16 protein-coding genes are annotated in these 16,205 nt (G+C 39.8%); 3 read left to right on the top strand and 13 right to left on the bottom strand.

From position 1 onward, the window contains the following. Positions 1–129: 129 nt before the first annotated feature. The 10 genes from AC59JT_RS11320 to AC59JT_RS11275 form a co-directional block, all read right to left on the bottom strand. Positions 130–918 carry a hypothetical protein gene (locus AC59JT_RS11320; protein ID WP_497398821.1) on the bottom strand — a complete coding sequence of 263 codons (789 nt, stop codon included), beginning with the start codon at positions 916–918 and terminating at the stop codon, positions 130–132. 285 nt (positions 919–1,203) lie between these two features. After that, complete coding sequence (locus AC59JT_RS11315) at positions 1,204–1,995, bottom strand: hypothetical protein (RefSeq protein ID WP_497398820.1); 792 nt, start codon at positions 1,993–1,995, stop codon at positions 1,204–1,206. Positions 1,996–2,005: 10 nt separating this feature from the next. Then, positions 2,006–2,368, bottom strand: a complete 363-nt coding sequence (locus tag AC59JT_RS11310) for a helix-turn-helix domain-containing protein (protein WP_497398818.1) — start codon at positions 2,366–2,368, stop codon at positions 2,006–2,008. Between the two features lie 35 nt (positions 2,369–2,403). After that, the gene (locus tag AC59JT_RS11305; RefSeq protein ID WP_497398816.1) at positions 2,404–5,556 is read right to left on the bottom strand and encodes a type I restriction endonuclease subunit R; all 3,153 of its coding nucleotides are present in this window, start codon (positions 5,554–5,556) and stop codon (positions 2,404–2,406) included. Continuing rightward, positions 5,553–6,737 carry a restriction endonuclease subunit S gene (locus AC59JT_RS11300; RefSeq protein WP_497398814.1) on the bottom strand — a complete coding sequence of 395 codons (1,185 nt, stop codon included), beginning with the start codon at positions 6,735–6,737 and terminating at the stop codon, positions 5,553–5,555. Before AC59JT_RS11300 ends, AC59JT_RS11305 begins: the two co-directional genes overlap by 4 nt. After that, positions 6,730–8,277 (bottom strand): type I restriction-modification system subunit M, encoded by a 1,548-nt coding sequence (locus AC59JT_RS11295; RefSeq protein ID WP_497398812.1) that lies wholly within the window; start codon positions 8,275–8,277, stop codon positions 6,730–6,732. Before AC59JT_RS11295 ends, AC59JT_RS11300 begins: the two co-directional genes overlap by 8 nt. Before the next feature lie 63 nt (positions 8,278–8,340). Further along, entirely contained in the window at positions 8,341–9,072 is a 732-nt protein-coding gene (locus AC59JT_RS11290; protein ID WP_497398811.1) for an N-6 DNA methylase, read from the bottom strand. Positions 9,073–9,262: 190 nt separating this feature from the next. Then, entirely contained in the window at positions 9,263–10,162 is a 900-nt protein-coding gene (locus tag AC59JT_RS11285; RefSeq protein WP_497398809.1) for an S-4TM family putative pore-forming effector, read from the bottom strand. Further along, a complete protein-coding gene (locus tag AC59JT_RS11280; RefSeq protein ID WP_497398807.1) occupies positions 10,155–11,144 on the bottom strand; it encodes a hypothetical protein in 990 nt (329 codons plus the stop codon). Before AC59JT_RS11280 ends, AC59JT_RS11285 begins: the two co-directional genes overlap by 8 nt. Before the next feature lie 682 nt (positions 11,145–11,826). Beyond that, entirely contained in the window at positions 11,827–12,987 is a 1,161-nt protein-coding gene (locus AC59JT_RS11275) for a PDDEXK-like family protein (RefSeq protein WP_497398805.1), read from the bottom strand. A gap of 116 nt (positions 12,988–13,103) precedes the next feature. Between AC59JT_RS11275 and AC59JT_RS11270 the strand changes: the two genes are divergently transcribed. Genes AC59JT_RS11270 through AC59JT_RS11260 form a run of 3 tightly spaced genes read left to right on the top strand, consistent with a single transcriptional unit; the run spans position 13,104 to position 14,114 of the window. Further along, positions 13,104–13,514 (top strand): hypothetical protein, encoded by a 411-nt coding sequence (locus tag AC59JT_RS11270; protein WP_497398803.1) that lies wholly within the window; start codon positions 13,104–13,106, stop codon positions 13,512–13,514. Between the two features lie 47 nt (positions 13,515–13,561). Next, a complete protein-coding gene (locus AC59JT_RS11265; RefSeq protein WP_497398801.1) occupies positions 13,562–13,792 on the top strand; it encodes a hypothetical protein in 231 nt (76 codons plus the stop codon). Continuing rightward, entirely contained in the window at positions 13,755–14,114 is a 360-nt protein-coding gene (locus AC59JT_RS11260; RefSeq protein ID WP_497398799.1) for a DUF6804 family protein, read from the top strand. The genes AC59JT_RS11265 and AC59JT_RS11260 overlap by 38 nt, the downstream gene beginning before the upstream one ends. Before the next feature lie 27 nt (positions 14,115–14,141). Here the strand turns inward: AC59JT_RS11260 and AC59JT_RS11255 are convergent, their stop codons facing one another. From AC59JT_RS11255 to AC59JT_RS11245, 3 genes are all read right to left on the bottom strand, one after another. Further along, positions 14,142–14,636 (bottom strand): hypothetical protein, encoded by a 495-nt coding sequence (locus AC59JT_RS11255; RefSeq protein WP_497398797.1) that lies wholly within the window; start codon positions 14,634–14,636, stop codon positions 14,142–14,144. Between the two features lie 268 nt (positions 14,637–14,904). Then, on the bottom strand, positions 14,905–15,393 hold the full coding sequence (locus tag AC59JT_RS11250) for a hypothetical protein (RefSeq protein ID WP_497398795.1): 489 nt from the start codon (positions 15,391–15,393) through the stop codon (positions 14,905–14,907). 5 nt (positions 15,394–15,398) lie between these two features. Next, a complete protein-coding gene (locus AC59JT_RS11245) occupies positions 15,399–16,019 on the bottom strand; it encodes an Ig-like domain-containing protein (RefSeq protein ID WP_497398793.1) in 621 nt (206 codons plus the stop codon). Between the last annotated feature and the right edge of the window lie 186 nt (positions 16,020–16,205).

The raw sequence follows: 16,205 nt of genomic DNA, 5'->3' as shown, positions 1-16,205 counted from the left end.
GGTAACTAAAAGTTTGAATTGACTTATGTAGTGTTAGCCCAAACCTATTTCTTATAAGGGAATTATTCTAAATGTTTAATTCAAGAAAAGTTAAAAATTACTAGTTATAGAGGTCGATGAAATCTTGAATTAGAACCTCACCAACTCTAATACACCTTTAGGATTCCAAATTACTTTATAGTGATCGTCAGGCTTAATTTCATACTTGACGAAGTTGAAAGCACTTGTAAATAATTTAAAGTACAGTAATCGATTAGGTATAGTGATGTATTTGTCATATCCAGGTCGTAGCTCAGCCTTTTCCCATGTGACGTTATTAGTACTTAACTGAAACGCTATATCTTGTTTGGTTGCATTGGTTACTGTATAACTGAACTTTGAGGTGCTTTCTGTGTCGACTATCGCGACAACTTCCAAACGTACGTTAAGACCAGTTATCACATTATTATTTCTAAATCCGAAATAAACTATTGGGTTAATGCATGAAGCTGACGACGAGCAGGTGTTGACTAGATTCAAGTTCTCATTGCAGGCATGCCAATCAGTTTGTTTTAATGCGAATGCATCTGCGTCGTACACATTAGTAAATGTAAATGCGTCCACTGATAAGTTTTCTGCACTCTTAACAACAAACTGAGTTAATGTCAAACCTACTACGATTTCTTTAGGGGCGACTTGATTTAACAACATTATCAGATTTGATGCATCACCTCTACGGTCTTTTGGGGTCACTGATAACCTGTAGATGTATGAAGTTGTGTTAGGTGGTAAATTTACTTTAACCACACCTCGCGTGCTACCAACAGGGCTAGACATTGAGTTTATGACAACTGTTTGGTCAACAACGTTTACAAATTGTTGAGCGTTTACGCTAATAGAAGTTGTGATTAATGATACTACCAGTAGATATTTAAACATATGCGCGGTTTAGGATAGCTAATATAATGTATTGGAGTTTCAACTCAAGAAATTTGAATTTTTACTGTATATAGAGGTCTTTATAATCCTGAGTTAGGTTGGACACTTTTTAATATGAGGTATATACCCTTTGTTAATTAGTGTCTATTGTTTGAATGTACTTTGAGTATTTGACTGCACTTGCCTGCTTTTTTAAAAGTTACTGTATTAGGCAAGCACTAAAATTGATTCAAGAATAGGATATCAAAGTTACCTTTTAAAAAAGTAATTGGTCCTTTTGGGGTGTTAAGAATTCAGTGCGGTCGTATCAACCAACTCTTTTATCTTCACACCCAACGCTGTCCAAAAGGCATAACCTCTGATATAAGTAGGCTGAGGGCACTGGACATAAAGTGTCTTGCCAATCAGCTTATGTTTTATCCTATATCGTGTTTTCTCTAAAATGTCAAAGGTTTCTAATTGGTTGGTTCCAATGATTTCACTCCAATGTTCCTGCATTAATTTACCATAGAATAGCACGACTGGAGGGTTATGTTCAGCTATTTTTGATTTGATGTAAGTGATTCTTTGTAGGATAACTTGGGACTTGTATGTAAACCTATCTTTAAGAAAACGCAGGTCTGAGCTAAGGTCTACCCAATATTTATAATTCCAATAGTCAACTCCTGGAGACGGTAAGGGTAGTAATTCAACAAGTAAGTTATCAGAAGACAATTGTCCCCACTGATTGTTTAAAATGTCAAGCATCACCTCCGGGCTTCGAATTATAGATTGAAACCCCAACTTAGCTATAATTAGTCGCGTCCAGGTTCGACTATGCATCTTTAATAAAGGTTCCATTGGAAACGAGCCTGTGTTTTGGTGGTGTAGCTTGCAATCCATCAAATCTGTTTTGCCGAGTTTCACCCAACTGCTAAGCCTTTTTACGATATCTTGTTGTTCATTACCGCCACCTTCTTCAATGCCAATAAACCAAAACTTGCTGACTGACCAACTGCCATATCCATAAAAAGTATGAATATACTCTTGAAGTAACTCGGTATGTAAAAACTCTGGGCTAACAGTACATTCTTGCATATCTATATTTCTACTTGAACCGTTGCGCACTTCGTTTTGTGGCTGACTTTGTTATGTAATTAATTGCCTCTTGCTCGATTTCATCACGGCTCATGGCTCGATTGTGTTGAAGGTAAGCAACAATGTCATCCTTCTTAAAGTAGATACGACCACCTGTTGGTTTGTAAATTGGCATGTCTCGATTATGACTCATCTTGTATAACTTTGACTTAGAAACACCCATAAATGCTGCTGCCTCATTAGCAGTTAACATTTCCTTGCCAAAGTGCTCTACAACAGTTTCACCCTTACCAATAAGCGTCTCAATCCGCTCTAACTTTTCCAGGATCAGCGCAACCATTTCAGGTAACTGATCAAATGTTATCCTTTCCATAACACGATAACAGTTATCTGCAATTCATGTTTAGTTTAGGCTAATTCCTTAGCATACATTTCAGCTTGCTCCAACACTGTATCAGTAGCACGGGCTTCATCGTCAGGTGGGTATTTATGGAAACGCAGGACGCGTTTAACCTCAAGTTTAACACGGTCTTTAACCGATTGCCTGGCTGTCCAGTCAGTAGTCGTGCTTCGTTTTACCCGTTGTACTAGCTCCTTAGCTATGATTAGCAGCTTACTATCTCCTAACATGTGCATTGCTGATTGGTTGCAAGCAAGGGCATCGTAAAAGGCTTTCTCGGTATCGGTTAAGCCCATAGAGTTACCCAGTTCGGTTTCACGATTAACATCGTGGGACAGTTCGAGCAACAACTCCATCATTTCAAGGGCAGTTATAGATTTATTATTGTACTTGTTAATAGCGGCCATTAGCTTCTCGGTAAGGCCTTTATTAATAACAAGGTTCTTCTTAAACCGTATTTTGATTTGGTCTGACAATAGCTTCTTCAACAGTTCAATAGCCACATTTCTCTGCTTCATGTTACGGATTTCGTTCATGAAGTCTTCGCTAAAGATTGAAACCTCTGGCTTATCTAAGCCAGCCTGGTCTAAAAGGTTAACGATGCCATCAGTAGCAATAGCAGTTTCTACCATTGACTTAATGGTATTCTCAAACTCCCTACGCCTTTGACCTGTAACGGCTATATCAAACTTCGCTAACCTTGCCTTGACTGCCTGAAAGAATGCTACTTCCTCTGTAATAATTTTAGCTTCCGGTTCTGACTTGGCCAGTGCATAGGCCTGGCCTAATGAAGTAACTTCTTTAATGTATCGCTCTTTACCATTTTCCAAACCAAGGATATGGTCTTCCGCTTCTAAAATGATGTTCATCTTAGTGCCAGTGCTCGCCTTAAAGTATGATTGATAGTCAAATTTATGGTACATCTGTTCTACCACTTCGAGCTTCGTAAGCATTAGATTTACTGCTTCTGCAATGTCAAGTGTGATGGCACCATTGCCGTTGTTTTCTGTATAGGTTTTTAAGGCCGTCTTTAAGTTCCCTGTAACTGGAACGTAATCTACTATCAAACCACCTGGTTTGTCGTTAAACACCCTATTAACCCTTGCTATGGCTTGCATTAAATTGTGGCCGCTCATGTCTTTGTCGAGGTATAGCGTATGCAATACTGGTGCATCGAAACCTGTTAACCACATATCTACCACAATCACCATTTGCAACTGGTCACGTTTCTCTTTTAAACGGGCAGCTATTAAGCCACGCTTAGCTTTGGTGCGGATGTGATCCTGCAAATGCTTTTCATCGGACGAGCTACCAGTCATGATAACCTTTATACCTCCATATTCATCACGGTTATCATGCCACTCAGGTTTGAGGGCTACAATCTCGTTGTATAGGGCTACTGCAATGTTGCGGTTCATCGCAACAATTAAAGCTTTGCCTGTAAATACCTCTGCCCGACTTTCAAAATGAGTAAGAATATCGTTAGCAACCATCTTTAACCTTTCGGGGTGACCTATAATTGCTTCTTGTCGCGTTGAACGTTCTATTGCCTTATTGACAGCATACTCAGGTATATCTTCGGCAACCATGCTTAGCTTGTTCTCTAATTCTTCAGTAAAGATTTTATCAAGTTTTAGTTTAGCGAACCTATTTTCATAGTAGATCGGCACTGTTGCTCCATCTTTCACGGCACGTTCAATGTCGTATATGTCCACATACTCGCCAAACACCGCTTGAGTGTTCTTATCGTTGCTCTCTACAGGCGTACCGGTGAAACCTATAAAAGTTGCACCAGGTAAGGCATCGTGCATATGCTTTGCAAATCCATACGTGGTTTCGCTGCCTACTTCTGTTCCGGTTTCATCTTTTATGTACCTAACCTTAGCCTCAAACCCATATTGGGTACGGTGCGCCTCGTCAGCAATAACGATGATATTACGTCTTTCAGAGAGTTTCTCAAATTGGTTGGAGTTATCTTCGGGTAGGAACTTTTGAATAGTTGTAAAGAACACACCTCCGGATTGTCGGTTCTTTAGCTCTTTTATCAGGGCTATTCTGCTGTCAATCTGCACAGGCACTTGCCTTAATAGCTGAGAGCAGTTGGCGAACGTGTCGAATAGCTGTTCGTCTAAATCATTTCTGTCTGTAATGATAACTACTGTAGGATTGTTTAAGGCTTTAACTAATAGTCCGGTGAAGAACACCATAGAAAGGGATTTACCCGAGCCTTGGGTATGCCATATAACTCCACCTTTGCGGTTACCGCCATCTGTACTTGCTTCCTGTGCCGATATAATTGCTTTCTTAACTGCGTAGTATTGATGATAGGCTGCTATCTTTTTGATTGTTTCAATACGAACGGTCTTTGTAGCTAAGTCCTCTACTTTTGTCTTTTCAAATACGATGAAGTTCAGAATGAGATCAGTTAAAACCTCTGTGTTCAATAACCCATCCATCAGTACGGCCAGTTCACTCGTTTTGTTAGATGCTACTGTCTTGCCGTCCGAAGTCTTCCATGACATAAAGCGGGATATATCACTTGTTATCGTTCCCAATTTAGCTTCTAACCCATCAGATATTACTTCGAAGCAGTTATAGTTAAACAGCGTAGGAATGCTACGGTGGTACGTTTGTAACTGGTGGTAAGCTTTTTCAATAGTCGCGTTATGATCTGTTGCGTTCTTTAGCTCAAGTACAACTATGGGCAAGCCATTGAGGTATAATATCACATCGGGCCGCTTATGCTGCCCATTCTCAATTATGGTTACTTGATGCGTAACGTGCCATAGGTTGTTGTCCGAGTTTACATCATCAATTAGCTTCGCTTTAATAGTACGCTCTTCTCCTTTTTCAGTGTAGGTTACATCAACTCCCTCTACAAGCAAGGTATGAAAGTACTGGTTGCATTCCATCAAATCGCCATGCCCGGGTGCTCTTAGTACTTCTTTAACAGCTTGTTGAAGTGTATTGGTCGGTATTGTTGGATTTATTAATGCTAAAGCTCGTTGAAGATAATTCTCAATGACGATATCGGCAAAACCATTACGAAGGGACGTATCAACATCCGGGTCAAGCAGATTCGGGTGGATATAGGTAAAGCCTTTGGTTTGCAATACTTCTATGACCCAAAGCTCTATGTCATTTTCAACTATGCGTGTCATGCTATTACGGGGTTGTTTACCTTTACTTTTCCACTTAATAACTTAGGTAGTAAATTTTCACGCAGTGTCGTGAGAGTATGGATTTGCCTTGTAATTGCTGTTAATTTATTATTTATCGGAGTAATAACCTGTTCTAATGAATCTATTACTTCTTTAGGAGGTAAAGCAAACCTATAAGACTCAATTGCGTCTTTCGTTATCATCCTAACAGTTGAACCCTTTGCAGATGCGACAATATGATCTTTATACTCTCTGGTTTTTAATAGAAGATAAAGAAGATAGTTGCTGAATAATGATTTATTACTTACTCGGTATAAATTAGCTCCAACGATTACTTTTTTACCGATGAAGTCGTCGGGTATAATTGCTGGAAATCCGAGAATTGGTAAGTTGTCTGATTGTTGCCTTGTGGCAATCACCAGATCACCTGGTTTTACCATATATTTTTCAGGGCATTGTCCAGAATATGGACGAGCTCCTGACAATAAAAACCTATTGTTGAATGACACACATCCCATACCAAGTAGTAATGCATCTCCATTTCCAATATACTCGCCCTTGTACGTAAAGCCTCCTTTTATTTCTAAAAACTCACATAATGATCTTTCTTCCCAACTATCATCAGCTTCTTCAATAAACCACTGACGGAATAACGTTTCTGCTAAAGCTTCCAACGTTTTGTTGTTGCGGTGCAGCAGGTCTATTTTTTCATCCAAGCTGGTAAGGACTTCAGCAATTTCTTGCTGCTCATTCTTAGGTGGAATTTGCCAAGTAGTGTTTTTAATATAATTCCAGTCGGCCCTTGGCATCCTTGTTCCGCTTTCTCCGGCATTGCATGTTTCGATGAAATCGGATGAGGCAACGAGATAGTAAAGAAACCGTTGCATGACAGGCTCTTTAGCAGTTAATACCCATATTTCTGTCGAGCACACTCCTGTAAATGCGGGAGCTACTACCTTTCTAAAGTAAGGTCGAAGCTTACCAAATAATACATCGCCAGCTGAAAACTTAAGCTTTTGACTGGTTACGCTATCCGACGTTCCAACACTATTTAGGCGTAAGCTTTGCTGTTCTATGTGTTCTAAACCTACGTAGGGAAAATTGTCTCCCGCTTTTGGAGTATAAAAGCTCTTTGCTGGAGCCATTATATCTTCTAAACGATATTCTTTCCATTTATTCATCTCCCACCTCCATCAACTTAGAAAGGTTATCTTTAATGCGTTCGTTAAGGACCTGTTCTTCTTCCATTTGCTTCTCTAATTCAGCTTGAAGATTTGACAGTGTATCGACAAAGTTAAAATCCTCCTCTTCATCTGGTAAACCAATGTACCGTCCAGGTGTAAGTACATAATCCATTGACGTTATATTAGCAACCGATGAGGATTTACAGAAGCCCGGTATATCTTCATACTCGTCCCTACTGTTTAACCAATGGTGGTAAGTCTCAGAGATAGCATTTAAATCGGTATCGTTAAATTCACGGGTTCGTCTGTTCACCAAATGCCCTAAATTGCGCGCGTCTATAAACAGCACTTCACCTTTACGTAATCTGTTCTCATCACGGTTTAAAAACCAGAGGCAAGCAGGGATTTGAGTATTCAGAAACAATTTTGTCGGAAGATTGACGATGCAATCTATAACACCGGCTTCAACCATATTCTTGCGTATTTCATACTCTCCACCTGACTTGGTGGTTAAAGCACCCTTACTTAACACAATCCCTGCTTTTCCCTTGGGTGCCAAGTGATATAGAAAATGTTGCAGCCACGCATAATTGGCGTTACCTACGGGCGGTATTCCGTACTTCCAACGACCATCCTGGCGAAGAAGTTCGCCACTCCAGTCTGATACGTTAAATGGTGGGTTTGCTATAATATAATCTGCCTTTAAATCAGGGTGTGCATCCTTGAGGAAACTACCCTCACTATTCCACTTAACTTGCTCCGGGTCGATTCCTCGGATAGCGAGGTTCATAACACAAAGCTTCCAGGTTGTTTGATTGCTTTCTTGCCCGTAGATGGTAATGTCGTCCAAACGGCCTTGATGTTGTTCAACAAACTTTTCAGACATCACGAACATACCACCACTACCACAGCAAGGGTCATAGACTTTACCATGCTTTGGCTCAAGCATAGCTATCAGTAGTGAAACAACTGAACGTGGTGTATAGAACTGCCCTCCCTTACGTCCTTCCGCTAAAGCGAATTGTCCGAGGAAATATTCGTAAACCACGCCAAACAAATCTTTACGCTGTGCGGCCTCCGTACCCAGATCCATGTTGTTAATTAGGTCAATAAGCTCTCCGAGGGTGACTTTATCCAGTTTAGATTGCGCAAACTGCTTAAACAGAACACCCCTGATTTTAGGGTTTTCCTTCTCAATAAGGTCCATCGCTGTATCAACTTCCTCACCAATGGTAGGCAGTTTGGCTCTGGACACTATATAATTCCACCTTGCTTTCTCAGGAACGAAAAACACATACTCAGCACTATACACCAGTTTGTCTTCGGGATCATCGTAGGCGTAATCGCCTTCTTTATTAACAATCTTTTGATGAAGCACATCAAAAGCATCAGAAACGTACTTAAGAAACAACAATCCTAAAACGTAACTCTTATACTCAGCTGCATCGATGTTCTTACGGAGTTTATCAGCCGTGAGGAACAGTATTTGTTCCATTGGCTTATTGTCTTGGGGTTTGGTCGTTTTAGCTTTTGCCATACTATAGTATATGTGACCTGCTAAGTTAACAGATTTAACAGTAAATATACTTGTTGGTCGCTACTAATCAAATAGCGACCCTTGTTCGGCAGTGAACACATTTGAACGTGTTGGATTAAAAGATTTATTAAACTTTGCCTTAACCTCCTGAACTTTTAAAGGTCGTAACCAAATGTAACTTAACTCAGGTTCTGTGAATTCTTTGTAATAAGGCATATGGAACCCATCAAACAGTACTGTACCAACCTTGAAGCCTCTATAAAACTCATTGCTAAGTGTGTTCATGTGAGCTATTTCCCCACTAAGTGAGTTAAGCAGCATGTTGAGCAACGCCATTTTACAACACGTAATATCAAGGTCTGCACCGTACAACAAGCTACTGCGATTAAGTTTAGCTACTGCAAGCAACATCCTGCCACTACCGCAAGCTGGATCACTAACTCGCTTACCTGGTTCAATGGAATCACCCACTTGCATCATAGCCATCATATCCGCTATTGGAGTTGGCGTGAAGAACTGACCATTGTGACCGTTGCTGATAGCTTGCATAAACAACTCACCAAGCGGGTCGCGGAATCCTTCTGACAGTTCACCTATCAGCGATATAAGTTTAACCAGGTGTTCAACCTTTGGATGAGATTGGTAGGTTTCGAGTGCCTCATTTTGTTCAATTGCTTTGTCATACCTTTTAAAAGGTAACAGCATCCAATCAAGCATGTCAGTGAATGCGTTGTGAAGGGATTGTCCGTATGCGTAGCGGTTAAATTCAGTAAATAGTTCTTTGATTTCTGTCATAGCAGTAAGTTTTAGTTCGAGTGAATTCTCGAAGAAACGGACTGCTGAACAGCATCACTAAGGCAAGGTGGAGACAACAAAGCTGTGGAGGCTCCATTCATGGATACCCCGGTTTGTTGTACAACCTTGAAGCGAAGCGGCTATGTGATGATGTGAAACTAACTTTGGGGAGAGAATTCTTGAGATGTTATCACAGTTCCTCTATTTTCGCCTCTGTAGAAAATTTCATTTCTTCTTCCAACTTACCCCACAACATACTGTACAGTATGTCGGGCATTAATGGGCTGGATGTTCTATTACAATAAATTTTGTCCTGGATCTGACGAATAACATCTATTGAAAGGTTTGACTGTCGTGTAATACTCTCAAGACAAGATTCTACTACGCTTCTAAGCTCTTCCAAATTATTTAATGACTCATTGTTTAAACGTATCTGCTTAATAACAACCAGCGTTATTGGCAACATTGGCAATGCAATATTGGAAAAGAATGTTTGCATCGTAAGGCCAATCGCAAGGGTTGTCCATATGGTGGATATTAGGGTTAACAAAGCTAAACTAAGTATAATGTAGTTAAACTTTTTTCTAAGTGAAAAGTCATAGGTGCAATTAGCCCGTTGGGCAATCAAAGTTGCCGCATTTGTCGCAACTTCTACTAAAACAGGAGAGTACCAATCATATAACCGACTCAGGTCGGCCTTAGACTTAAACTTGGTAGAACTTTTAAATATAGCTTCGGGCTTTGGTCTTTCTTTAACCAAAACTTTATTCCAAGGTATGTTTAGCACATTGCAGTCAAACTGCTCTTGTATTGCGGCTGCGACTTGTTTCTTTTTGGCAATTTCACCCTCAATAAAGATCTCTGTAATGCTTGCGACAATACTGTAAAAGGCAAAGACCCAACTAAGTTTGGCGGCATTTGTATAGAATACTTGAATAAAGGAAATCATGATTGGGATAGGCACAGCTATTACCAATTGAACATAAAACAGTTGTTTGGCTTCGGAATAGATTTGCCTTTGAGCACTCAACTCTGCTATACGTTGCGCTTTGTTTTGTTCAACCACTATGTGTGCACCAATACTATCCATATGCTGGGAAGTCATCGCCTAAAATTTGCCGCCACTTAGTTATAGATTTCTCTTGATCTTTCTCGTCAACCTCATAACTCCAAGCTAACTTGCCTTGTTCGTAGCAGTTGGAGGCTTTGTCGGAAATTATCGTCATCTCTTCATATGTCAAAGTATTCAGGTTCCCTTGAAAGCCCTTAGGGTCTTGAACGCCTCCATAGACGGCGGTCTTCAGGTATTTCCAAAACAGAATAAGGTTAGCATCGATATATTCACTCAATTCGTCTGTCGACTCCGCGTAATTAAGAATCAAATTTTCTAGCAAATAAGATGACATAGAAGGTATCTTTGCCCTTTTACTCCAATTCTTAACGGTTCTAATCGTTTGCAAAAGCCTGCTCTTATGCTTCGTATTTAGATCTTTTACGCGAGTTTGATCAATGCGAGGGTCCGACGCTTTCCACCCACCACTTCCGTCGGGAATTAGGTAGTAACCTGTATCTGTATAAAAAGCAGGAACAATGTCAAAGTTCCATTCATAAGAGCTTAAGTTTAACGTAGCAGCCTCCTGTCTCCTGTGTATATCTGCTGATCTGTAATGCTCAATACCACTCAAAGCGGATACAACTTTGTTAACCATTTTTATAGAATTGATTGTTCCATCATTGTTGCAAAGCTTTCTTAGTTTTATCGAAGTTTCCGGAGCTGAAAGAATATACTTTTTGCCATAACTTTCCATAAGATAGGTTGCACCGTCCGCTCTAAACGTCAGCATTAAATCAATATCATCTAAAGGTCTAATCTTAGTGTTTCTCGCAAAGGAGCCATACTTTATATGCATTCCTTCATACAAATTCGGAAAGTCGTCAATTCTGTCTGGAAGCTTTAATAGTTGCTCAATTAGCCAATCCCTACTAGCTCGACCTTTTGTCGTTCGGTCGGGATCTAGATTTACTATATTTTTATTAAATTCACTAAAAGCTGATATAACTGAGGTTGCCATAAGGTTATATTGGTAGTCTAATATAGTGATTTCAAGCAAAACAAAAAAATGTTGACAGATGGCACTTTCTGGAACTGGTAAACAATAAACCGAGCCGTCCAAAACCACCGAAGAGCAACGCAGGTGGTTGCGAGCAAAGCAAGAAGTCTGAGCAGAGAAAGCGTAAAACGCGACTGTTCAGTATCTGCGACAAACAACTGGCGGATAGTTTGACAACAGGTTGTGCGCATGGCCACCTCAAACTGTGTGAAAGTTGAGCAGCTTCTTGCTTAGGCGTAGGCGAGCCAGACAATACGAACGCTTCGATTTACGCATCTTGAACGTTGCAAGCATCACCTGGTTGCAAACCAAGTGATGTGCAGCATAAGTGAGAGTTGCTGAAATCGAGAGAAAGTGAGTGTGGAGCATTCTGCTCACTCATGACAAGCGATGTGACAAGTCGGCAACCGCCGGTGAATGGTAATGTGCTGATAAGCTTATTACCATGAACGCAACTTGGTGCAAAGATTGTGAGTGTAAGGAATGCGAAACGCCTTATTTCCTGTGCGTGAAAGGCCCTGTGCGATAGACAAGAATAAGCAGAGCTTACCTTATCCCTATGTGAGCAACAGAAAGAGGGTAAGGTAAGCGAGGGCTTGTTATATTTAAGCAATGTCCCTCTGTGGAATGTTGGACCGATAGGTTATAAACTTATCCCGTCAGTAAGTTTTATTAGATAAGAGATTTTCTCTTTAAAATTAGATAACATAGAGCCGTCTTCAATTGCTTTCCATGCTTCATACTTGCTCCAATTGCCATAGGGTGCCTCGACATAATTAAACCAAGGCCACCAGCCGTTTACCTTTTTGGTATTGTTAGCCAAAATGTTTAATTGCTTTCTAAGGTCTGTAGGGAACTGGTCAGGATTCCGTTTGGCTGCAATACCATATATCAACTCCTTGTCATAGTTTTGAAATTGAAATCCAATATTGGCATACTTCCAGTTCTCTTTCCATATCCAAAAGCCAGTATATCGCTCTTCGAAGTTGACCTTATTTGAACATTTTAAACCTAGCGACTGACACACGCCTTCTAATTCTGGAGTAAAGTCTTTCAAAACTTCATTTAAAGCATTATCTAGATTGTCAGAAATTGTAAAGGAGGCTTCAAGGTTTGACTTTATTATGCCATTAAGCTCTTTTTGCATGGTTCGATTGATGGTTTGATTGGTTAGGTACTTGATGAGGTTGATGTATTGAGTTATAGACTCACGCACTATTGGGTAAACCGTTACTTCCTTTCTACAGTCTTCCAACCATTTAATAATATCAGATTTATAAGATAGACATTTGAAATCAATGTTTTCTTTTAAGTTCCCCTTGCTGGAATCGCTGGGTGCCTTCCCGTATAAAGTAAGGTAAAACAAATCTGCTTTAGTGTCATGGTTATGATATCTCAACAGTTGTTGATTTTGGTCTCCTGCATATATCTTGTTCTCAATGATAATTTTATTGTGGTATTGATCTGTAACTATCACATCGATACGTCCACCTTCGGCGCCATCTTCACTTATAAACGCAGTATGTAGTTCAACGTTAGACTGGCAATTGGTAGTGTCAAACTCGTTTTTCCTGAAGCAAAACTGATCTATGAAGAGACGTAGGAACGTATCCTTTTGCCCATGGCTTCCCTTGGGATTGAGCAGTTCAGCGATGAAGGCTGAATGCATCCGAACTTCTGAGGATTCAAGTTTGAGTATGCGAAAGACATTAAAGTTCTCTCCCGTTAACTCATTAATCCTTTTGTAATGATTGTTTAAAGTGGTTACTTGACTAAGTAGGCTTTTGAAATGATGTTGCTCCATGATGTGATAAGGTGCATCAAAGTACGTAAATTTAATCTTTTAACAGCTTAAATTATTGAGGTATTGCTGCAACGTCGATTACTCTTATATTTGCTTAAACCTAAAATACCACAATCATGCGTATTAACCCACTCATTATAAGCCTTATACTTTTCTACACATTGACACTATGTTTTTCAAGGTCATTTGCACAGTCCGAGCAAAAGATATCAATGACATCTAATCAATATGTAGGTAGTGCTGCTTATCGACTGTTCCCAACTACAAACATTTGGAACTTTGTTAAATTAAATACCAGAAATGGACTTGTATGGCAAGTGCAACATGGTAGCGAGAAAGACCGCACAACAATACAAATCAATTCTACTGCATTAGTATCCGCTGAAGAAGAAAGCAATGATAGGTTTGGCCTTTATCTTACTACTAATATATATACGTTCATCCTATTAGACCATACAAATGGCAAGACTTGGCAAGTTCAATGGTCTTTAGACTCTGACAAGCGAGGCATGGTTCGCATATATTAAAAGAGCGTAATATGTTAAGATAGATTCTAGTACGTGAATCACTAATTATGAAAAAAGAATCCCAAGATAGCTCTGGTGGCATTTGGTTGCTCATCTCAATTGTATTAGGCTCTTGGTTTGCTTATTATTACAGCCATGAGGATGAACGGTTTCTTCAAACCGCAAAAGAAAATAAAGAAGTTAAACTCAACTTGCGAGACACAACCTATGTCATTTCGTTGAAAGTAGATTCTGTTTACTATGACCCACAAGAACATGAACCACTCGAACGCCCTTAAAGCAACAATAGCTTTAATGTTGCTTCTATGCTTGTTAAATATGCCTTATGCTTATTATCAATTCATGAGAATTGCTGTTACAAGCTTATTTGCATGGCTGGCTTACATTAAGTATAAAGAACAGCAAAGTGTAATAGCCATATTGTGCCTTTTATTCGCAATATTGTTTAATCCATTCATAAAGATCATCATTACTAAAGACAATTGGCAAACGATTGATTTATCGCTAGCAATTGTGATGATAATGTGGGTGTTGAGTAGTTTGTTCATCTTTGAGTTTAATAAAAACGTCGAACGCCATAGACGTCAAAAAAAGGATTGACCCATTGAAAAGTACGCGGAAATAATATTATCCAATTACAGCTAACTCTCTATTTGGTACTTGCTGTAATACAAACTCTTTACCATCCCAAGTAGCTTTACAGGATTTTAAACGATAAACATCTCCTTGGTTCCAGTGTGAGCCAACTATATCCTCAATAAGATCCTCTAACAAAACTTGTTCACCAGTTTTGATATCAGATGGTATAAGATACGCTGCATAAGGATTTTCAAAGGTGTAAGGATAGTATGAAGTGAAGTCGATAACAGTTTTATATCCCTCTTCATGTGACTCCCTGTAATCATTAACGACTTTGATCTCACCAGTTGATTGGTTCTGAAATATTGCATACTTACCATGTATTTTCGCTGATGGCTGTACAGGTTTCACTAGCGGCCAGTAACCCTGCTTAATGGCTTCGTTTATGTCGTCAACTGACCTTGCGGTTCTGATAATGCGCAGGCTACCTTCATTACAATCGTTTGGCTTCTTAATGAATAGAGCTAATAAATTATTTATCATAGGTAATTGTAATGTTAGGTTGATTTAAGTCAACTTTCAAGCATGTGTGTGGGTTTTGTTTGAGCAAGGTTTCGACAGCTTCCCCTTGTAAAAGCGAGGTTTCGACAACATGGTGATTGCAAGAACCGCATAGCCTGTCTTGGCTATGCGGTTCATTTACCAATTCGTCCCACCGCTTAGCTATTGGACAATGGAGTTGTTTCAGCACAACCATTTTATCATCAAAGAGTGTGTTAGTGATTGGATTGTATTTCATAGAATTGAGGCACTAGAAGTTCAATAATACAGTTACCATTGTGGCCTTTTCGGTATGGCGCTGCGTAGCAATGATTATTTCTCTTGTACGCTCCCAAGTCGTGTAAGGTGGCCAAAGCCTATACATCTTGTTACCCGGATTATCCAAGACCAAATCACAATCAGGAAGTTTACTTAGGTAGTTGTCAACAGTCCAAAACTCGGAAGTTTCACGTATGGCGTAGACGAGTCCAGCTTCGTAATCACCTCCACCTTTGTTTACTATTACAAATTCTTTAGGTCCCCAGATGTCCGTTGCAATGTTATACTGAACGCTCGATTGATAACTTGGTGTATTAAGTCTGATGTTTGACTTAGTACTACCTCTGTACTTGTCTTCAAATTGATTGATACTTAACCCAATAACAAAGAGTTCGTTAAGCACTTTAGCGCAACTAGCGTTAAGTGGGAATAAGACCTTGCAATCTGTAAAGTGCTTGGTCAAATCTAAATTTGTACTCATGACTACTACTTAGTTACGGTTACAGTGCAAGTATTGGAAGTGATGTTGCTGCCATCGTTACTCTTGGCAGTTATGATAGCCATACCATAGCCGAGAACAGTTATCAAACCATCGGAACTAACACTTACTTTAGTTGGGTCAGACGAGTACCAAGTAATCTTTGTATTGGCGGCATTTGCAGGTAGCACAGTAGCCGTTAGTTGCTTGGTATAACCCAATGTTGAACCTGAGATAGTTTCAATACTGATTGTTATTGAACTGACAAGAATAGGCGATACGGTTACTTTGCATTGTGCAACCAGCCCTGATTTGACATTGGTCGCGCTGATTGTAGCTGTTCCAGACTTAATAGCTTTTACCAAGCCTACATCAGATACGGAAGCTATAGATTGGTCCGAAGAAGTATAAGCTATTACCTTGTTAGATGCATTGGTAGGTAGTGCCGTAAAAGTAAGTTGCTTGGTCTCGTTAACTTTCAGTGTTATAGCACTGGGGTCTAGCGTTAGAGATTGAAGTTTGATATCGGTAGGGTCAATAGTTCCCGATGGTGTTTGCGAACTTGAACTGTCTTTCTTGCAGGAAATGATTAGAAAGAAAGGGATCAGTAGGACTAATAATCTTTTCATTTGTTGTGATTGAAGTTAGGTACCGAGTAGTCCTTATCGGTAGTTTATAACACAAGAGCGCCTGGACTAAACTCCATTTGCGCACTAGAGGCTCGGGAAAAGCCCACATACAACAAACAAGTCTTCGCCCAGACGCTCTCGCGCATGGACGTTGAACTCATTTGTTCCTGTATGTTTGAAATTTTC

The sequence above is a fragment of the Mucilaginibacter sp. A3364 genome (assembly GCF_059690715.1).
The sequence above is the reverse complement of the archived record's forward strand: the minus strand, read 5'-3'. Positions and strand labels throughout refer to the sequence as shown.